Annotated in this window: 30 protein-coding genes and 1 tRNA gene; 13 read left to right on the top strand and 18 right to left on the bottom strand. The window is 34.5% G+C overall.

Annotated elements, in window-relative coordinates; genetic code table 11:
- The first annotated feature begins 252 nt into the window (after nt 1-252).
- A complete protein-coding gene (locus VEU72_01800; protein HYL65869.1) occupies nt 253-528 on the top strand; it encodes a hypothetical protein in 276 nt (91 codons plus the stop codon).
- Nucleotides 529-536: 8 nt separating this feature from the next.
- Here VEU72_01800 and VEU72_01805 read toward each other — a convergent pair whose 3' ends face one another.
- From VEU72_01805 to VEU72_01820, 4 genes are all read right to left on the bottom strand, one after another.
- Nucleotides 537-827, bottom strand: a complete 291-nt coding sequence (locus VEU72_01805; protein ID HYL65870.1) for a hypothetical protein — start codon at nt 825-827, stop codon at nt 537-539.
- A 24-nt stretch (nt 828-851) separates the two neighbouring features.
- Nucleotides 852-1,040: a hypothetical protein gene (locus tag VEU72_01810; GenBank protein ID HYL65871.1), complete on the bottom strand. Its 189-nt coding sequence runs from the start codon at nt 1,038-1,040 to the stop codon at nt 852-854.
- Nucleotides 1,041-1,103: 63 nt separating this feature from the next.
- Entirely contained in the window at nt 1,104-1,313 is a 210-nt protein-coding gene (locus tag VEU72_01815) for a tetratricopeptide repeat protein (protein ID HYL65872.1), read from the bottom strand.
- Nucleotides 1,314-1,408: 95 nt separating this feature from the next.
- Complete coding sequence (locus tag VEU72_01820; GenBank protein ID HYL65873.1) at nt 1,409-1,759, bottom strand: hypothetical protein; 351 nt, start codon at nt 1,757-1,759, stop codon at nt 1,409-1,411.
- Between the two features lie 196 nt (nt 1,760-1,955).
- Between VEU72_01820 and sufC the strand changes: the two genes are divergently transcribed.
- The 4 genes from sufC (at nt 1,956) to VEU72_01840 (ending at nt 4,463) form a co-directional block, all read left to right on the top strand.
- A complete protein-coding gene (gene sufC / locus VEU72_01825; protein HYL65874.1) occupies nt 1,956-2,741 on the top strand; it encodes a Fe-S cluster assembly ATPase SufC in 786 nt (261 codons plus the stop codon).
- Between the two features lie 254 nt (nt 2,742-2,995).
- Nucleotides 2,996-3,127 carry a hypothetical protein gene (locus tag VEU72_01830; GenBank protein HYL65875.1) on the top strand — a complete coding sequence of 44 codons (132 nt, stop codon included), beginning with the start codon at nt 2,996-2,998 and terminating at the stop codon, nt 3,125-3,127.
- Between the two features lie 101 nt (nt 3,128-3,228).
- Nucleotides 3,229-3,329: transfer RNA gene (locus tag VEU72_01835), tRNA-Leu, on the top strand.
- A 510-nt stretch (nt 3,330-3,839) separates the two neighbouring features.
- Complete coding sequence (locus VEU72_01840) at nt 3,840-4,463, top strand: HD domain-containing protein (protein ID HYL65876.1); 624 nt, start codon at nt 3,840-3,842, stop codon at nt 4,461-4,463.
- On the opposite strand, the gene VEU72_01845 is transcribed toward VEU72_01840, so the two are convergent.
- From VEU72_01845 to VEU72_01860, 4 genes are read right to left on the bottom strand one after another with little or no spacing between them, the layout of a single operon-like run.
- Nucleotides 4,460-4,771, bottom strand: coding sequence for a hypothetical protein (locus VEU72_01845; GenBank protein ID HYL65877.1), 312 nt, complete (start codon nt 4,769-4,771; stop codon nt 4,460-4,462). The two genes, VEU72_01840 and VEU72_01845, sit on opposite strands and share 4 nt — an antisense overlap.
- Before the next feature lie 3 nt (nt 4,772-4,774).
- Nucleotides 4,775-5,752, bottom strand: coding sequence for a porphobilinogen synthase (gene hemB / locus VEU72_01850; protein ID HYL65878.1), 978 nt, complete (start codon nt 5,750-5,752; stop codon nt 4,775-4,777).
- A 34-nt stretch (nt 5,753-5,786) separates the two neighbouring features.
- Nucleotides 5,787-7,040 (bottom strand): glutamyl-tRNA reductase, encoded by a 1,254-nt coding sequence (hemA, locus tag VEU72_01855; GenBank protein HYL65879.1) that lies wholly within the window; start codon nt 7,038-7,040, stop codon nt 5,787-5,789.
- Nucleotides 7,037-7,690, bottom strand: a complete 654-nt coding sequence (locus VEU72_01860) for a bifunctional precorrin-2 dehydrogenase/sirohydrochlorin ferrochelatase (protein ID HYL65880.1) — start codon at nt 7,688-7,690, stop codon at nt 7,037-7,039. The genes hemA and VEU72_01860 overlap by 4 nt, the downstream gene beginning before the upstream one ends.
- 90 nt (nt 7,691-7,780) lie before the next feature.
- On the opposite strand from VEU72_01860, the gene VEU72_01865 reads away from it, so the two are divergent.
- Entirely contained in the window at nt 7,781-8,794 is a 1,014-nt protein-coding gene (locus tag VEU72_01865; GenBank protein ID HYL65881.1) for an Lrp/AsnC family transcriptional regulator, read from the top strand.
- Nucleotides 8,795-8,812: 18 nt separating this feature from the next.
- On the opposite strand, the gene VEU72_01870 is transcribed toward VEU72_01865, so the two are convergent.
- The 6 genes from VEU72_01870 to VEU72_01895 all read right to left on the bottom strand — a co-directional run bounded on the left by VEU72_01870 (nt 8,813) and on the right by VEU72_01895 (nt 12,343).
- Nucleotides 8,813-9,139, bottom strand: coding sequence for an ArsR family transcriptional regulator (locus VEU72_01870; GenBank protein HYL65882.1), 327 nt, complete (start codon nt 9,137-9,139; stop codon nt 8,813-8,815).
- A 74-nt stretch (nt 9,140-9,213) separates the two neighbouring features.
- Nucleotides 9,214-9,744 carry a hypothetical protein gene (locus tag VEU72_01875; GenBank protein ID HYL65883.1) on the bottom strand — a complete coding sequence of 177 codons (531 nt, stop codon included), beginning with the start codon at nt 9,742-9,744 and terminating at the stop codon, nt 9,214-9,216.
- A 34-nt stretch (nt 9,745-9,778) separates the two neighbouring features.
- A complete protein-coding gene (locus VEU72_01880) occupies nt 9,779-10,777 on the bottom strand; it encodes an aldo/keto reductase (protein HYL65884.1) in 999 nt (332 codons plus the stop codon).
- A complete protein-coding gene (locus VEU72_01885; GenBank protein HYL65885.1) occupies nt 10,774-11,319 on the bottom strand; it encodes a DUF1802 family protein in 546 nt (181 codons plus the stop codon). The genes VEU72_01880 and VEU72_01885 overlap by 4 nt, the downstream gene beginning before the upstream one ends.
- Entirely contained in the window at nt 11,319-11,990 is a 672-nt protein-coding gene (locus VEU72_01890; protein HYL65886.1) for a chlorite dismutase family protein, read from the bottom strand. Before VEU72_01890 ends, VEU72_01885 begins: the two co-directional genes overlap by 1 nt.
- 86 nt (nt 11,991-12,076) lie before the next feature.
- Nucleotides 12,077-12,343, bottom strand: a complete 267-nt coding sequence (locus VEU72_01895) for a hypothetical protein (GenBank protein ID HYL65887.1) — start codon at nt 12,341-12,343, stop codon at nt 12,077-12,079.
- A gap of 112 nt (nt 12,344-12,455) precedes the next feature.
- On the opposite strand from VEU72_01895, the gene VEU72_01900 reads away from it, so the two are divergent.
- From VEU72_01900 to VEU72_01925, 6 genes are all read left to right on the top strand, one after another.
- Nucleotides 12,456-12,764: a hypothetical protein gene (locus VEU72_01900; GenBank protein ID HYL65888.1), complete on the top strand. Its 309-nt coding sequence runs from the start codon at nt 12,456-12,458 to the stop codon at nt 12,762-12,764.
- Nucleotides 12,765-12,778: 14 nt separating this feature from the next.
- The gene (locus VEU72_01905; GenBank protein ID HYL65889.1) at nt 12,779-12,967 is read left to right on the top strand and encodes a hypothetical protein; all 189 of its coding nucleotides are present in this window, start codon (nt 12,779-12,781) and stop codon (nt 12,965-12,967) included.
- A gap of 142 nt (nt 12,968-13,109) precedes the next feature.
- The gene (locus VEU72_01910) at nt 13,110-13,397 is read left to right on the top strand and encodes a hypothetical protein (protein ID HYL65890.1); all 288 of its coding nucleotides are present in this window, start codon (nt 13,110-13,112) and stop codon (nt 13,395-13,397) included.
- A 318-nt stretch (nt 13,398-13,715) separates the two neighbouring features.
- Nucleotides 13,716-14,096 carry a hypothetical protein gene (locus tag VEU72_01915; GenBank protein ID HYL65891.1) on the top strand — a complete coding sequence of 127 codons (381 nt, stop codon included), beginning with the start codon at nt 13,716-13,718 and terminating at the stop codon, nt 14,094-14,096.
- 251 nt (nt 14,097-14,347) lie between these two features.
- Nucleotides 14,348-14,602 carry a hypothetical protein gene (locus VEU72_01920; GenBank protein HYL65892.1) on the top strand — a complete coding sequence of 85 codons (255 nt, stop codon included), beginning with the start codon at nt 14,348-14,350 and terminating at the stop codon, nt 14,600-14,602.
- An 80-nt stretch (nt 14,603-14,682) separates the two neighbouring features.
- A complete protein-coding gene (locus tag VEU72_01925) occupies nt 14,683-14,982 on the top strand; it encodes an OB-fold nucleic acid binding domain-containing protein (GenBank protein HYL65893.1) in 300 nt (99 codons plus the stop codon).
- Here the strand turns inward: VEU72_01925 and VEU72_01930 are convergent.
- The 3 genes from VEU72_01930 to VEU72_01940 are packed head-to-tail and all read right to left on the bottom strand — an operon-like array spanning nt 14,979 to nt 17,280.
- Nucleotides 14,979-15,578: a hypothetical protein gene (locus VEU72_01930; protein ID HYL65894.1), complete on the bottom strand. Its 600-nt coding sequence runs from the start codon at nt 15,576-15,578 to the stop codon at nt 14,979-14,981. The two genes, VEU72_01925 and VEU72_01930, sit on opposite strands and share 4 nt — an antisense overlap.
- Before the next feature lies 1 nt (nt 15,579).
- A complete protein-coding gene (locus VEU72_01935; protein HYL65895.1) occupies nt 15,580-16,356 on the bottom strand; it encodes a proteasome assembly chaperone family protein in 777 nt (258 codons plus the stop codon).
- 45 nt (nt 16,357-16,401) lie between these two features.
- Nucleotides 16,402-17,280 (bottom strand): hypothetical protein, encoded by an 879-nt coding sequence (locus VEU72_01940; protein ID HYL65896.1) that lies wholly within the window; start codon nt 17,278-17,280, stop codon nt 16,402-16,404.
- A gap of 159 nt (nt 17,281-17,439) precedes the next feature.
- Between VEU72_01940 and VEU72_01945 the strand changes: the two genes are divergently transcribed.
- Nucleotides 17,440-17,751 carry a hypothetical protein gene (locus VEU72_01945; protein ID HYL65897.1) on the top strand — a complete coding sequence of 104 codons (312 nt, stop codon included), beginning with the start codon at nt 17,440-17,442 and terminating at the stop codon, nt 17,749-17,751.
- Here VEU72_01945 and VEU72_01950 read toward each other — a convergent pair.
- A complete protein-coding gene (locus VEU72_01950; GenBank protein HYL65898.1) occupies nt 17,733-18,398 on the bottom strand; it encodes a phosphatase PAP2 family protein in 666 nt (221 codons plus the stop codon). The genes VEU72_01945 and VEU72_01950 overlap by 19 nt on opposite strands.
- Between the last annotated feature and the right edge of the window lie 350 nt (nt 18,399-18,748).

Raw genomic sequence — 18,748 nt, forward strand, 5'->3', positions numbered from 1 at the left:
ATCAAAATATCTGAGTTTATTTGATTAACTTTGTAGTGTGCCTATACAAGTCATACAGTGTTTTGCCATCAATTTTGGTTTCAGTTTTTTCTTTAGTTTCTAATATTTCATCTTTTTTCTTGTTATCTTTAGTCATATGAAATCATCTTACAAATAAAACCATATAAAAATTCACTTTGATTACAATTTTACGATTTCAAAAATTGACAATCATGTTTTACCTTAATATATCAAATATGAATAAAAAAAATATTGGATCTAAAGAAAAAATCAATTAACAAGTTTGCCATTCTAGTTATACTGATGATTTTGATACCGGAAATAATAGGCCACGCATATTTCGACACACAAAAACACCCCACAAATTCTTCTGTAATAGCGGCATTATTTCTGACAAGTAAGTTGCACAGCACACATCCAACTAAAAACATATCATGTCAACTAGTAATACAAAATGACACGTCAGGAAGTCATGTAACTAGGGCTAGTGGTTTGACAGGTCAATTTGGCAATTATACATGCAAGTAAATTTTTTCTTATCTTAAATCAAATCTTGTTTGGCGCTCTAAGATATGCATGCATATCTTACAACGCTTATTCTTGAAAAGATCACTTTCATTTACGAATCTAATATTAGGTCTGTCCATCATACTTATTGTGTGACAGCCACAGACAGTTTTCCAAATTCCTTGTACGAGGTAATGATTTTTGTGTATGCCAGATGCTCGTCCCCTTGTATAGTAAAACCATCCATAGTTAAGTACGGAATCCTTTGGCATTTCTAGTGTCATACTAAAACAAATGTTAAAACCAGAATTGAAATACATTACGCATGATTTCTACTACAAAATTTATAGCTTGTTCTTCGTACCTTGTTTTTTCTTGATGTATGAATCAAGAAAGCCAGCCATTAATGCCATAAAGAGTATGATGCATGATTCTACTATTCCTGTAATATCTTTGCCTATTATTGACACCGTAATGCCAATTACTCCTATTGCCGCAAATGCAAACTGAAATAATTGTAATCGTTTGGTCAACGGTCTACAAAATCAGCCGCTCTTAAAAAATCAATTGACCAGTTCAGAAATCATACTAAGATTCTAACATTTTAGAGCTTTTTGGTAACATGCAAAGGCTTCATCGTATTTTTTTAATTTTGAGAGAATATGAGCCTTGTAACCCCATGCAACCCTAGAATTTGGATTCATCTTGATAATTTTATCATAGCATTTTATGGCCTCATCAAATCTTTCTGAACAGCACAACTCATTTCCTTCGTAATACAGTGGATTGATTTGCTCAATTTGCATGTATTTGGTAATTTTCATGTATTGTGTTATAGAATGAATTAATCAAATAAAGTTGCAATTTTTGTCATTAAATTTTTTAGATTTATGGATGATTTTTACGGCATTCCACTTGGGCTGTGAAGCATGTCTTGTTTTAACCTAAGAGCCTTGTATATAATAGGAGCGTGATCAGCTTCAACATCAGTAGTGATATAGAGAATGTGTTCTGAATCCAAAGGCATTGTAATTCGTTTTAACTTTTCATATTCTACTAGAGCATACTTTCCTTTTCCTATCTTGCCGGATACTTCGTTTCTAGATTTCCATGCATTGATTGCAAGCTGAAGTGATTTTTGGCTCTCTTCAGGTGTAAGAAGATTTTCTACGCCGTTACGATGTCCACTATACATGACTTTTCCATTCATATCAAAAATTGTAGCAAAGCGAATCTTAGAATCTAGACCCATAATCTTTTCATAGAGCGATTTGTAATCCGTGGTAATAACACTCATCTGTAAATGATAAAGTTTTCTAGGAAGGCTTGGTGATACAATTTGAAAAGGGTTAACTCAAAATAACTCAGACAGAATTTCATATTGCTATTCAATTAGATGCAGCTAATTTTTCGTTGACTTATATATAGAAAAATCGTTTAGAGATTCAATGGCAATATTGGAGATAAATGACTTGCATGTTAAACGAGAAGGAAAAGAGATTCTCAAGGGAGTAAACCTGAAGACTGGTCCTGGCGAGGTTCATGCAATAATGGGCCCAAACGGTTCTGGTAAGAGTACACTAGCATACACATTACTTGCACATCCAAAATACGAGGTTACAAGTGGTGACATATTACTTGATGGTACAAGCATTCTAGATTTATCCGCTGATGAAAGAGCAAAGAAAGGACTCTTCTTAGCATTCCAGTATCCAACTGAAGTTTCTGGTGTTGGGTATTCACATTTTCTTAGAACTTCATACAATGCATTGAGTAAAGCACTTGACAATCAAAACCGTGAAGTCTTTTTGACAGTTAGAGAATTTCAAAATTATCTAAAAAAGAATCTTGATCAAGTAGGTCTAAAGCATGACTTTTTGTCAAGATACTTAAATGAAGGATTCTCTGGCGGAGAAAAAAAGAGATCAGAGGTGTTACAGATGGCAGTGCTACAACCAACAATCTCAATTTTAGATGAACCTGACTCTGGACTTGATATTGATTCAGTTCAAGCAGTTGCAAAGGCAATTAACCAAGTTTCAAAAAAAGATGCTACTGTTATTGTTATTACTCACTATGCAAGAATTCTAAAATTCCTTGACAAGCTTGATTACGTACATGTCATGGGACAAGGAAGGATAGTTAAAGACGGACCAAAAGAGCTTGCAGATGAATTAGAACAAAAGGGATATGCTTGGTTAGGAATTGAAGACCAGCCAAATCCTACCCAATAAGAATCCAAATCAACTTTTGTGAAATGCAATGAAAAAGGGTGACCCAGCTCCTGATTTTGAACTTCAATCAAATACTGGTGAAAAGGTGTTGGTCTGGATGGAAAAATAGAGAAAATAATTGAAGGTATGGAACAGGTCCCATCTGGAGTTTATTTCTAACCTACAAGTATAGAGCTATTTGTGATCTTTACTAATTATTACTCAAGTATTTACTATTAACACAGTTTATCTCCTACCAGATATCTTTCACATTCATGAAAGCCAAGTTTAAAACAACCTGTTCTGAATGTGAAGCTCCAATCAAAGCAGGGAGTGAAATTTCAAAAGTCCTGTCTGGAAAATGGGTACACAAGCACTGTGCTCCAGAATCAGAAGAGCTTCCATAGTTTCAATTATACAACATCAAGGCATAATTACTAATTCAGACAAGACATCTATCAAAGGTTTTAGCATTTCAGTTATATAATCAGAGTTTGAATTTCTCGTTGCAGAGGTACCGAAGCCCGGCCAACCGAGAAGGACTCAAGATCATGGCAATAGGAAATCCTTTCCCTTAGGGGTTCGGGGGTTCAAATCCCCCCCTCTGCATTTTTTAGCTTTTTTTGTCTTCTTTGTCTCTGTTTGCGGTTTGGTTCATCAAACCCTCGATGATTTTCTCCCACAATATGATTTAAGAATCAGCATTAGAAAAAATTTTTCATCTATCTTTATGATATGCATTATATTATAGAATTGAAAAATTTCTACACTTTTACCATTTGGATCTCACGTACACTATGTTTGGAGAGATCCTCATGAAGCATTGCGTATGATTCATCAGTAAAAGTCAGATTACACCTATAACATTTCCACGCTTTGCTGCTCATAGTTCCATTACGTGAAAATAATTAATAAGCATATTGTACGATTTATCTAGTTTTTTAGATAATAAGGACCTAAATCAAATAACTTTGGAATTTTTTCCCTTTTTATATGATTATTTGAGATTTTTGACGAGAGAATGAAATCACATAAAACATGTACCAGAATCCAGACAATTCAAAGAAATGGTAGAAGAAAGCCGAAATTTATAAAAGCCAAACCATTCCATAGTCCAACTTGCAGTCACTTGAAAGGTTAAAAATCAAAATCCAAAAAATAATGGAAAAAAATGATTCAGCACATGACTTTGAACACATAATGAGAGTTTACAAAAATGCAGAAAAAATTGGAAAAAATGAGAAGGCAAACATGAAATTGGTTCTTGCAGCTGTTCTATTACATGATATCATATCATTTCCAAAATCAGACAAAAAATCAAAAACGTCTTCGATAAAAAGTTCTATTGTAGCACAGAAAATTCTACAAAATTATGGATATGATAACGACGAGATAAAAATAGTATCTGATGCAATACGTGACCACAGTTTTTCACGTGACATGGTTCCAAGTAGCATTGAGGGAAAGATACTTCAGGATGCAGATAGATTAGATGCAATAGGAGCAATAGGCATAGCTAGAACGTTTTCTGTAGGAGGTTCTGGAAAAAGACCGTTTTACAACAAATTAGATCCCTTTTGCCAAAGAAGAAATCCTAATGATAACAATTGGACATTGGATCATTTTTACAAAAAACTTTTACGTTTAGAAAAAAAGATGAATACAAACGCAGCAAAAAAAGAAGCAAGTCGTAGAACAAAAATAATGAAAAAATTTCTTGATGATTTTAAAAAAGAGATCTAGCCATAGTCGACATAGCGTTTGAATCTTTTTTCTATTTCTGGGTTTCTGCCAGCAAGAATATTTTCTATTTCTTCAGTTAATCTTCGTTTTACATGTGAGGTCATTGTTAAAAATTCTCCTGACTTTGGATAAGAATCAACCAAAACATCTAGCATTTTTAAATATTCAACAACCTTGTTTCTAAATTCTTCTTGAGTTGGTCGCCTTATTTTGTTCAAGCGAAACCAGATTGATGCCCAGCTTGCCCCTACTACATGCGGCAGCAAATCAAAGGCACGGTCTATCTCAAAACCGTCATCGTCTCTCATATACTATCCATTTATTGTCTTTGCAGCAATCTTGGAAAGATATGTAACTATCATGTCTGCACCAGCCCGCTTGATTGCAGTCAGAATTTCCATCGTGACCTCGCTTTCATTTATCCATCCTTGCATGGCTGCTGCCTTTATCAGTGAATATTCACCAGAAACGCTATAGGCAGAAATAGGAACGTTGAATTTTTGTCTAGTCATTGCAATTAAATCAAGATATGCCAATGCTGGCTTTATCATTACAATATCAACCCCTTCTGCTATATCGGTTTCAACTTCTCTCATGGCTTCTTTTGGATTCGTATAAGGCAACTGGTAAGTCTTCCTGTCTCCAAACTGTGGCGCCGAGTGTGCCATGTCTTTGAATGGTGAATAAAGTGAAGAACGGTGTTTTGCAGAATGTGACATTATTGCAACATCAGTAAATCCTGCATCATCCAATCCCTGTCGTATGGCTTTAACCTGCCCATCCATCATTGCAGAAGGTGATACTACATCGACACCAGCTTGCGCTTGACTAACAGCTACTTTTGCTAAAACATCCAAGCTAGAATCATTATCTATTTTGTCTCCTTTTACTAATCCACAATGTCCTGAGCTGGTATATTGACAAAGACAGACATCAGACATTATTGCTATTTTGTTTCCAAGGTTTTTTCTAATATCAGAGACTGCCTTTTGTACAATTCCATTTTGTGAAAATGCTGATGTGCCTTTATCATCTTTTGTTGTTGGAATTCCAAATACCATAATTGCTGGGATCTTTAAATCAACAATAGAATTTACTTCATCTACAACATCCTTGAGCGGAAGCCTGTCAAATCCCGGCATTGATTCTCCTTGAATTTTTGATTTCAAATCTTCCTGAATAAATATTGGACAGATAAGATCTTTTGGAGAAAGTCTTACCTCTTCTAAGAGCTCACGAATCTTGCCACTTTGTCGCAGACGTCGTAGTCTTAGATTAGGAAAAGACATTATAAAAAACAGTATCTGCAAGCAATATAATCTGTTACTCTTTTATTTTATAATCAAAAAGTTTGCTAACTGTTTTTAACAATTCAGAGTCGCCTTGCTCTGTTGCTTTTCTTAGATTGTTCATTGGAGTAGATATTATACCTTCTACTATCGCTAGAGTGAGTTGATCAATTATTCGTATTTTTTGCTCATCAGTTTCTCCAAGCATCTGTAATGCCTTTTTGAGTTCCTTCAGTCTCACTTGATCAATGTCTTTGAAGACATTCTTTACTACTGGTTCTACTTCCAATCTCTTCATTACCGCCTCTACAATTGGGATCTCTTCGTTAATTATTTTTTCGGCTGATGAGACTATACCTATCCTGGTTCGCATGTTTTTGTCTACCATTTCTGCAATCTGGTCAAGATTCATCATCTTTATTCTCTTTATTGAAGAAACTCTTTCATCTACTGTTCTTGGATTTGATAAATCCATGATCATCATACCTGTCTTTTTCGAATCCATTGCTTCCTTTATTCTATCATATGTTACAAGAAAATATGGTGCGACCGTTGCCACAAATAATACATCAACTTTGTTAAAGTTTGAAATTGCGTTTTCAAACTTGATTGGATTTCCTCCAGCTGTTTCTGCAAACGATTGTGCTCTATCATATGTCCTGCTTGTTACAAAAAATTCAATATTTCTTTTTTTAAGAGATTTTGCAACAAGGCTAGCTGCTTCTCCAGTTCCAATAAGTAAGATATGTTTTGATTTTAGATCATCAATATTTTCTTCGGCTAGTTTGACTGCCATGGAACCTATCGATATACTTCCACGACCAATTCCTGTAGAATGTCTTACGCGGGAACCAACACGGATTGCCTTCTCAAAAAGTGTGTTAAGATTATTTCCTGAAGCCTTTAGTTCTCGTGCAGTTGTAATGGACTCTTTTATTTGTCCCAGTATCTGCTCTTCTCCAACAACAAGCGAATCAAGTCCAGATGTTAATTTTAAAAGATGCTCAAAGACATCTATTCCTTCACTTATCTCCAAGTTTTCCTTGAATGTGTTTTCTTCAAGGCCTGCTACAGATGCCCATGTCTTTTTTATTCTTTCAATATCTTTTTCATTTCCTACCCCAAATAGTTCTACACGGTTACATGTTTGTAGTATTACACATTCTTGCAAACCAGAATATTCCAGAAATGAGGAATATGCATAATCCACATCTCTAAAGGTAAATCTCTCAAGCATGTGAATTGGAGATTTATGGAACGTGACTCTAGCGTTAATGATATTACTTATTTCAGATCACCTAGCATTTTCATTACCCTCATCTTTGCATTTTTAAAATTTCCTTCTTTTATTAACTGTTTAACACGATTGTCACTCATAACACTATAGAGAAACTTTTTTCTCTCCGGAAAGGTCCCCAGTTTGGTTTTTACTGCATTTCGTGCGAAGTCTTGTAGTTTTATCTGATAAATGTCATCTTTTTTAATTATTTTTTTAAACACTCTTTCTGCTTGCATTCGTATCTTTCTTGCCATAGCTGGACTTCTTCCTCCAGTTGAGACTGCTATCTGCACAGTATCTTCTATGTTTATGACAGAACCAAAGGCAAAATCACTTACTGTGGGATCATCAGCTGCATAAGCATAACATCTCATCTTTTTTGCTTGTTCAACAATTTTTCTGTTTAATTCCCTATCATCAGTTGTTGCCATCACCATAAATGGTTTGTATTTTTTTAAAAAATTAGCATTTTGTAATTTTATTTTTTTAAAAGTGATCTTCTTTTGTTTAACATATCTTTCTATTTCCTTATTGGTTTTATCACTAATAACCAAAATTTTGCAATCTTGGGTCAGTAATGCATTAACCTTTTTGAGCCCCTCGTTACCTCCCCCTATAACTAGCACCAAATTTCCTTTTAGGTTTAGATCAACTATCAATGATTTTGGATCGACGTCGCATGTTATTTATAGATTACATGAGAATCTTGGTAACGTTTTTAATTGAATAAATCACCGATCCTGATATCCATGGATAAACTCGATAAAGAGATCTTAAATGAAATCCAATGGACATTTCCATTAATTCCTAAACCGTATCCACAAATCGCTAAAAAATTCGAATTAACAGATGAGCAGCTAATTCATCGACTACAGGATATGAAAAAAAGTGGAGTGATTAGACAGATGAGCGCTATCTTTGATACACGAAAGCTAGGTTACAAGAGTGCACTAGTTGCAATGGCAATAGAACCAGAAAAACTAGATCATGTTGCAAACCAAGTCAACAAGCATCCAGGTGTTAGTCACAATTATGAAAGAAATCATGAGTACAATCTTTGGTTTACACTTGCAGTTCCTCCAGGTTCTGATCTGAAAACGGAGATTGACAAGTTTTCAAAACTACCCGGCATAAAAAAGACTAGACTTCTTCCAACGATAAAGCTTTTCAAGATTGGAGTAAAGCTAGACATGGTAGACGAGAAAAAGGCTGATGTCAAGCCAACTGAAGAAAAGAAAAAAATTCTTGAGGTAAAATTTGTTGCCACAGAAGAAGACAAAAAATACATACGTGAGCTGCAAAAAGATTTAGAACTTGTAGAAAGACCATTTTTGAAATCTGCCCAAAATTTGGGCATAACAGAAGAACAGCTACTTGAAAAAGCAAAATACTATGAAGAAATTGGAGTCATGCGTAGATTTGCCGCCATTCTCAGACATAGGGAAGCAGGATTTGTGGCAAACGGTATGATAGTATGGAAAGTACCACCAGAAAGAATTGAGGAGGTAGGTGCAAAACTAGGCGCATTTCCACAGATAAGTCATTGTTATGAGAGACCAGTATACCAAGACTGGCCGTACAACGTATTTTCCATGGTGCATTGCAAGTCGTTTGATGATGCAGAAATAGTTGCAAAAGAAATTCAAAAGCACGTAGGTGTTGCCGAATACAAGATCCTTTTTAGCTCACGAGAATTCAAAAAGACAAGAGTGGAATATTTCGTAGAACACGAATTCAAGATAGAAGATCCCATCACAGCATAGATCAGATCAAAAGGATTCCTAACTCATTATTTCTATTTGTTGCAGAGACATTGTATTTAGCGTTATTTTTATCGAGTTTACCTTACTTTTATACATAAAGTATTTTTTACCAGATTCATTTGTTGCACCTGAAACTCGCAAAAACCCATATTTGTTCAATTTTCGTACCCATCGGTATACTTGAGTTAGTGGAATTTTAGTAGATGAACTAATTTCAAGTACAGATTTTGATGCGCCTGCTGTTGTTTCAAGTATGTCCATGGCTTGTCCATTTGCCATAGTCTTCAAAATTGTGTCTTTTACTGTTTTTTCTAAAATGTATCTGCCAAGTAACAGTACTTGCACAGGTATCATATTTTTTGGTTAAATATAACAAAATTGATTACAGTGCAAACAAATGCAAACATCTCTGGTTTGATTTATTCAATAAATTTGAATGAAATCATTCTAGCATTATATTCAAAATTTATATTCTTATCTAAAACTTCTCTAAAAATTAATTCTAATACTGTCTTGTGGTATAATGACCAGTTCTCACCAAGATCATGTTTTAGAATTATAGTATGAGTGTCATTTTTGACATTGTGATTTATTTCAATAGATGAAGCTTTCATTCTTACTTCAAACCATGAAAGAAATGATTCTAAATCTATATCACCTTTCATAAATAATGCAATATCTCGTACGACGTTTTTTCCTATACGGATAGCCATATCTGTTACTTCATCTTTTTTCATTTTTCCAAAAAGCTCTATGACTATAGGTTTGGCAATTGGAATCATTCCAACCTTGGATTCAAACATGTCCCATTCTACGTATCGCTTGAAAATTTGGTTCACAAAAGTATTAAGACTGGTTTCTTTATGCTCTGACTCTGTACGTAGCTTATTGAGAACATCTTCATCAATCCTAAATGTCATTGTAGCAGTTTTTTTGGAAGTGACAACCATAGTAATTACAATTATTTTTACAGATAATATAACATTATGCAGTTTGTGCTGATGCCTTTAATTCGTATGCAGGCCATCGACTAAACAATGTGGTTATCTCATTTACATCAGATGAGCCAAGATACTTTCCATCGGCCATTTGAGCGAACATCAATATCTCTTCTTCATCTACTATTGTTGGGAGTACAGATGAAACGGCATTTTGTGACAAGATAAACTTTATTGCAAGTTCGGTTATGTTAAGGCCATTTCTTTTTGCAACTGGCATTAGCTGGTCTACTTTTTTTAATGATTCTTTTATCCAGTCTCCACTTCTAACTGACCTGTGGTCTTTTTCACTTACCTTTGTGTCAGCGTTTACCTTGCCAGTCAGGATTCCTGATGCGTCAGGAACTCTGACAAGTATTCCAACATCATATTGTTGTGCATGCTCAATTAGCTTGTTTCCAGGATTTTGTTCCAGAATGTTGTATACTGTTTGTACTGCTGTGGTGTTTCTTTTTTCCATAGCTTCAATTCCCTCTTGAGCCCACCCTATTGCAGGACCTAAAGCTACTTGATAGCTCTTGATCTTACCTTCTTTGATTTTTTTGTCTAGTGATTCAAAGATCACGTCATCTCGTATTGTATTGATTTTTGGATTGTGTAAACCATAAACATCTACATAATCAGTTTGTAATCTTTCTAGACTTTTTTGTAATGCAAAATCAGTAAATTCAGGAGTAAACTTTTGAGGAAGTTCTTTGTGTCCAATTTGTTCGTTGCTGTATATGTCATATCCATATTTTGTGGAAATCACTATATCATTTCTCATTCCAGAAAAGACTTCACCTATGAGTTTCTCGCTTTTTCCTCTACCGTAAATATCTCCACTTTCAAAATAATTAATTCCAACATCATATGCTTTCTTTAACAATCTTTTTGCTTCATCGTCTTCAATTTTCTTTCCCCACCAATCAAGACCCAACGTCCACGCTCCAAATCCTATCTCGGAAACCTTAATCCCACTTTTACCAAGGGTTCTGTATTTCAATTTACAATCCTCCTAAACTCTGAGAGTTTTTGTTGAATCTCTGTTTCACTTAAAACCGATTTTCCAGATTCTGAATTTACATTTAATTCTATCCAAGATTTACAACCGTGATAATCTGGAAGAGTAGGTACCTCAATTGGATTTATCTTGAATACTTTGAGAAACATAACTTTCATGGGTTTTTCAGGCATCCAATTCATCCTTTCCACAACATAGGAATCACTTAGGATATGAAATGAAGACAGTTCCTCAATTTTTTCCATTGAATCCAAGTCTTTCTCTTCTACAACCTCGGCAAAAGATGTAATTTGGTTGGTTCCCTCTTTTGGTTTGTTTTCTCTTACATCTGATAGATATCCATAATATTGTGATTTGAGTGAGGCATTGTCTTGATGTTCATATGTAGGAAAGAGAAGAAATTTTTTTGATTCCATATTAAAACCAGAAGCTGTCTCAAGTATACCACCCTTCCTTAGAAGAATCATCTGGTTGCCATTTTCTAGGGCTTTGACAACAGTTGCCCATTCTTTTAATGCCTTCATCATCCAAGACTCTTTATCAGTGAAATTACATCTTTTTTTACGCAAACAATCATAGGCGTATCAACTTTGATGTATGCGCTGACTCGTGTTTCTCTTAGGTCCATGATCAGATCCTGAAATGCATGTAGATCATCTGTTTCAAAAGCTAGCATAAAGTCTTCATCATGAATTCCAAAAGAATAGGTAGTGTTTAGAGTGACTTGTGGATACTTTTGCCCAACCTGGATGTGTTCTGCCATCAGATCTTTTCTTTTTTCAAGTGGTAAGAGATACCATTCTCGTGTTTTAACAAAAGGGTATACTATTACGTATTTTTTTTGCTCTTCACCACCAAGCCAGCCTCGAGCTCCAGATGTTTTTGCATAAAGAGATGGCCTAGTACTGGAAAGATACACATGTGTCGGATTGATATATTTCCCAAATACAGTCAGATATAATTTTGAGACGACATCTTGAATTTGTTCTACAGATTCAGCAGCAAACCAGAACAAAAATTCTGCATCATCTCTTAGACCCAAAGTCGAATACGATCTGAATTGGATGCCAGAATGATTGATTATGTTTTCTACCTCCTTTGCAGATTCTTCCTTTGCCATATCTGCCATCCATCTCCATTTTGGATCCACTTTAAAAAATGAGAAATTGAAAAAACGTCGCTTTTCTTCTTCCATAATGGTCAATCCATTACAACCTTATTTAATAATATACAATAAGGAATGGAACAGTCTAGAAAAGAAAATAAAGATTTTAAGCCAAACTATTTCTCAGAATACCCTTTGAGTTTACTCTTTGCCATCCCTTTAAGATGATTTATCTCTGCTTCTGCTTTCTCTTTGGCTTTCATTACCTTTTCTTCTATAGATGGGTCTTTGGCAACTTTGACATTGATTTTATAAAAATTGTCCCCATTTGTCATTGATTTCTCGTGAGATGTATTAATTGCAAAGGCAGGATTTGTTAACGAATGACTTGCCATGCTAAATAGCAATACAAAAATTACAAGTCCTGCTAGTCTGAGATTCATTTTTCTGTAATCTTTTGTTTTAATCTATCAATTAATGCTAGTATGTCTTTTTCAGATATTACAAAACCACGTAGATTGAAAGTTTAATTAAACTGAGATTTATTACGAAAATATGCTATTTGGAGTCTTTGCAGTTCACAGCCCTGAGTCATGTCCCTTAAACAATCAAAAAAGCAGAAGAATTTTTCTAGAAATTCAAAGCAAGCTAAAAGCAAATGTAAAGAAATTCAACATAATCAAAATCATTGGCTTTTACATGTCCGTACTTGAACATGAATGGATTATAATTTTGGATGCTAAAAGTGCACATGACATAGAACAGCTTTGTATAGCTGTTGGTATTTCATCCATCAGTACAGTGAAAATTGTACCCATGAATGACTTTAGCGTTACATTAAAGAGATTACAATCTCAGAAATAAGTTGCGAGTATGACATGGATGATAATGTAAGATCCATCATCATAGGTATTTCAGTATTAATTGTAGGTGTAATTTGTCTTGCATTGAGCATCATAAACATATCAGAAGAACGATTTCAGTATTTAGGAATATTTGGTGCAGTTGGTACTGTTCTTGGTCTACTCATAACAATTCCTTCTGTTAAGAGTATTAAACATGAATGATTTTTTTGCTCTAATTTGAGTTAGGACAGGAATAAATCAAAAATCACATCAAATTGGCTTCAAAAAATAATAGTTGTTGTAATATCATATTACATGCCACTATTATTTTCACTTCAAAATATTTGACGATGAGATGGATTAGATGGAACACGATTATGATATAGTAAGAAAGGCATTGGTGAGTTTGGTTGTTGAAAATGTCCTTTTTGAGATTGGAAAACCAGTCTATGAAAAGGTAATAGAGTCACTATACAAAGAATATCATTGTTATTTGCCTGATTGTTATGAACATCCTGAATATCTTAACGAAACACTCAAGCAATTATGCTACAATTCACATGATGTTATTGTAAAATCAATAAAAAAACAACTAGACGAGTTTTCTAATCACAAACATATTGAAAGGTTTCTTTCAGTCATAGGCCAATAAGCTCAAGCAAAGATTACAAGTTTTGGATAAAATGCATAAATCTCCATAATGTATAGTCACAATGTGAATTTGAGATCAATCATAGCGGTTGTTGTATTTGGAATTTTCTGTATATTTCTATATGGATTCCTTTCATCAGGACATAGCTTAGTGAAGCCACATTAAATCCCATGGGATTAAATTAGATTCAGGACAGAATAAAATATAGAATTTGATTAATTTGGTAACTACATGCAAAATTAATTGTATTTATTGTGTATGACACATCGCATCTAATTAGGTTACATATCTTTTACAAACTAATGATAGATACGTCTAATGGAGGATATCATCAAAATGCTTGATCACTACGACACCATGAAACCATTGACAACTATTGTCATTGAGAAAACACTGCTTGATATAGGAATACCTGTATATGACAAATTAGTCGATAGGTTGTACGAAAAATACCACTGTTACATACATGATTGTTATGAAAAACCAGAATATCTAATGGATGTGTTAAAGGAACTATATGGAACATCACATAAAGTGATTATTTATTCCATTGAAAATGAACTAAAAGAATTTACTCATGACAAAAAAACTACTCATTTTCTACAGATCTTGGTTCCTGAAAAACTGAAAATTAACAATACTAACTCCCGTATCTTAATACCCAATTTTTCAAGTCAAATTGATATTAAGAACGACTAAACAGAGTTTTCAGAGATAGAGAAAAGGTAATGCGGGCATGGATCATAAAGAATCAGCACAGAAGCTAATAGATGCTATGAGAATACATTACAACTTCATTAGAGATCACAGTGCAATAAAGAAAACCCCTGCCGAAAAGCTGGGATCAATCTAGAATTAGGACAGAATAAGATTGAAAGTCTGATCAAATTGGCTTCAAAGAACTAAGTTCCTTTAAGTTCATATACATAAAATTGTGGAGATTAAACGATTTGGCATGGACTATTATAACATTTGAAAATTTGGATTTTGATAAATCTGAATGGTATGAAACAATTAGAAACCCAAATCAGAAAGACCAAATACCGCATAAGTTCTATATCTCAAAGAAAAACGAAAACATAGTCAGGTTAGTTGAGACAAACAAAAAACAGTGGAAACTTGCATTTAAAATAGATGCACAATTTGACCTATTGGATCATGTGTTCAGTTATGATACGAATACTGCAGAAGAATTACATGATTGACACCCAAAATTGTAAACCCCGTTCTCTTTCCAGAAGTTGATATCAAAACACTTATTATTTGAACATGAAAAATTTGTTTGATGACTAGTATAAACCAGCTAAGAAGTGGGATGACAAAACTTGATACAGTAGAAGGCACAATTGAAAGCATTAGTGAGCCAAGAACTGTAAATCTGAAAGCAGGCGGGCAAGCCCAAGTTGCAGATGCCATCATAAAAGATGAAACCGGTCAGATCAAACTAACTTTGTGGGATGCACAAATCAAAATGGTAAAGGCAGGCTCCAAAGTTACAGTTGAAAATGGTTACATCAATAGCTTCAAAGGTGAAAATTCTCTGAATGTAGGAAAATACGGCAAACTAAACGTAGTAGAATTTTAGATATATCGTGATTGATTCTTTCTTTTTTTCCAGTCCACTATACTGAGAATTATTCCAGCAATCAATACGATAATTCCCACAATCACAAGGAGACCTGCAATAGCTAACGGCACTATGCTTTTGTGAAATGTTGAATTAGGATCAGTTAGTGCTTTTGACTTTTCTGGATTTTCAGTAAACATCATGGCTACAGTTATAGGATTTTTGCCTTTATTTTCCACATCAAAACTGTAGGTATCGACCTTTGGTATCATAAATGACTTTATGAAAATTGGGTCGCCCTCATCAAATGAGCCAAATTTGTCACCAAAAATATTTGATACAGTAACAGAAACTTGGTCATCTTGCTGATAGTCCAGAATGTGCAGTCCCCACATCATAGGTACTTGAGATGTTCCTGTAGTATGGGAAAACGTAAAAGATGCGCCTGGTTCAATTTGTTGGTTTTCTGTTACAGAGTCAAACATGTTTTCTGGTGCAGGGAAAAATTTTTCTCCCACACCTGCAGTTTGAGGAATAATAGAATACACGATTGCAAATGCTACAATTATCATTACTACTCCAGCTATCATGACAATTGGTCCTCGCCTTATCATCTCAACTAATGTATCCTAATTTTTTATCTTGTTGCGATAGTGGTAGTGGTTCACCAGATGGTCTTTGTCCCATCTGATCCTCTATTGTTTTTATCAATTTTGTCGTATCCTCTGCCTTTTTGTTAAGACTTGTCATGTCAAGTTTTATTCCTAACATCTTGGAAAGAATTTCCAAAACTGCCTTTGATGCAATTGCATCGACAACATATCCAGAAGTTTCTCCCAACAAACAAATTCCTGTGATTCCTTTTGTTTTTCCAACTCCAATAAGCAATCCGTTCATACCAGTTATGCTTCCGTTATTCATAGTAAAGATGCCTTGTTTTGAAAATTCATTGACAACTTTTAGCGATGTACTTGTTCCGTAAACCTTTGGTGTTTTTGAAAAAGTTCCTGTAATGTAAGCAGCTAATGTATAGATTGTTTCAATTCCAAGTTTTTCACAAATTTTTGTAATTTCTTCTGCCATAGCATATTCGCTTTCAGGAGATACGGGTTGAGCATCACCTGCCAATAACACTATATCATTTGTTTTAGATTTGCAATAGTACAAGGTATTTTTCATGAGGTCTGTTGTACCGTCTGGTTGAATTAGAACTTGTGGTGGAAATGATGATGAGAATATGTTTGCAAACTGGACTCCCTCAAGTTCATCAATGAGATAGTCTACTGCTAGTTTTCCCACAAAACCACTTCCAGGTAAACCGCAAACAAGCTTTGGATTTTTTAATTTTGGCATTTCAGAAACCTCTACAGTTATCTTTTGAGGAAGTGACACGATCTAAAATGTGTAGCAATACAATATTAATGAAGCGTAGATTTGCTATCTTCTTGTTCTTTTAGATTTTTTATTTGGTTTGCGTTTTGCTTTTCTTTGAGCCTTTCTTTTTGGTGCCTTTCGTTTTGTTGTTTTCCTTTTTGGTGTTTTTCGTTTTGCTGCTTTTTTTGCTCTAGTTTTTGATCTTTTTGGTGCCTTTCTTCTTTTTGCAGCTGCTTTTCTTTGAGCTTTTCTTTTTGCCGCCATTCTTCTTTTTGCTTCAACCCTTCTTTTTGCGTCTGCTTTTCGTTTTGCTGCTTTTGCAAGCTCTAGTCTTTGTATAATTTTAGCTAGATCATTTTTTGCCTTATCTTCGCGTTTTATCAGTGATTGAACATATGGACGAAGGCGTTGCTCTTCCTTGCTACTTGATTTTAACTGTTCCAAAAGGGATGGTTTTGAATGAGATTGATTTCTTAGTTCCGCATCATTTTTGGTTTTTTGTTTTTCTAAATCAGCAATAATCTTGACGAGTCGTTCTTCTCCATGATTTCTTTGTTTAATTTCAGATTCTAATTCTGCAATTTTATCGTCTGCAATTTTTAGTCTTTCAAGAGCGCGTGCCTTTTCTTCTGGTTCAGCATACTCACTTTGTTGTTGTGATTGGTCTCTTGCTTCTTGCTCTTGCCTTAGTCTTTCTTCTGCAGATATTTTCAGCCTTTGAATACTGTCTCTTTGAGCCAAATACTGGTTAAGTAGCTGTCCAATATCCCCCTTTTTACTAGTAGTGTTCTCTTTTCTTCTTTCCAAGGAAGCAAGTCCGGATGATGATCTTCTTTTGATTGAAATAACGGATTTTAGTTTATTTTCTGCCTGTCTTCTGCGGTTTGTAGCCTCAATTTTCTTGTTTTTGTATGATTTAACTAGGTCCGAAAGGGATGTCATAGGAGTTTAAAGATTCTGAAGCAGATTAAGTTTATGTTATGATCACTAGTTGACATAAAAGTTAATATTTTTAACATGTTTTGTGGCTTTTTAGTAAATTTTTAAAATATGAATTGTTGCAACCAAGTAGATTTTATTTGGCAAATATAAAAAAGACGTATGGAATTTCATCCATCCCAAATTCCAGTATCTAAAACATTTCACATCACTGATGAAAACCAATCAGTAGAGATTGCATCGGAGATGGTAAAAACTGGATTTACCACCCAAAAGGGGGCTTTTTTATTACTGATGACAAACGATAAGAAGATAGCAAAAAAAATAGGTTTCACTATAATGAATGAGTTAAACTTTGGATTACGTAAAACAAAACAGGAACGCGATGTAAGATACTGGATTTATACTTATGACAAGGAACATTTTGCAATGGTTTTGATAAGCTCAAAGGTTTTTCAAGAATTAGGTTTTTGATTTTCAAATATCAATTCTAATTTAAGAATTTTTGACACAATATTTGCAACAAGCAATCCAAGAAGAGCGCCGCCAACTAGATCCAGTGGAAATTGCTGCATCAAGTATACTCTGCTTATTGATACTAGGATAGGATAGATCCACAAAAGATAACATCCTCTTGGAAATCTCTTTGATAATGCAAATCCCAAAACGAATGCAAAGATGGTAGTTCTCACGGTATGGCCTGCTGGAAAAGAGCCATCTATAGTACATGGGACTCCAATATCAGAGGCTGTTGCTATACCTAAATGTGCTCCCTCAAATTTCAGAGTAGGTGCCTCATATCCTACATAGCATCTCAGATATGCAGAAAGCATGCTTCCTACTATTATAGAGAGCAGTAGGACAAGCCCTAACCTTCTAGTCTGTTTTCTAATTAATAAGATAAAGCTGGTAACGATAAGATACAAAATCCATCCGGCTTCTGTGAAGACCTGCATTGCCAGATCTACAGCAGTATTATTTCCTAGCGAGTGAACATAATTTTCCATACCATTATCTAGTGGGGCAATAATTTTTGCATAGGCAAGAGAGATTAGGATTAAAAAAGATACAAGAAGTAAGATGAATTTTCTTGATCTTAGATCAAATAGCCACTGTTGCATCTAAACCACTCCTAATAGTATTTCTGACATGCTTACCTAAACCCAATTATTCCATATTAAAATGAGATGGAAAGTTTTACCTTCAGATTGTGCTCAAATAATCCGTTATAGTCAAAAATGAAATTAAAAATTAGATCACTCATATGACTAGATTCTATCGCTATGAAAAATACATGTTAACATATTGGTAAAATATTTTATGTAGATCCAAAGCCTATAGATTTTCTATTTTATGAATCCTGTTCTAAAAACTCTTGAAGTTTGGCATCATCTTTTGTCTGATGCCCATATACACTGCTGCTACCGCACCAAAGATGATTACCAAGCTATAGGAGAATGGAAAGTCTGGA

The organism is Nitrosopumilaceae archaeon, assembly GCA_035631875.1.
Classification (GTDB): domain Archaea; phylum Thermoproteota; class Nitrososphaeria; order Nitrososphaerales; family Nitrosopumilaceae; genus TA-20.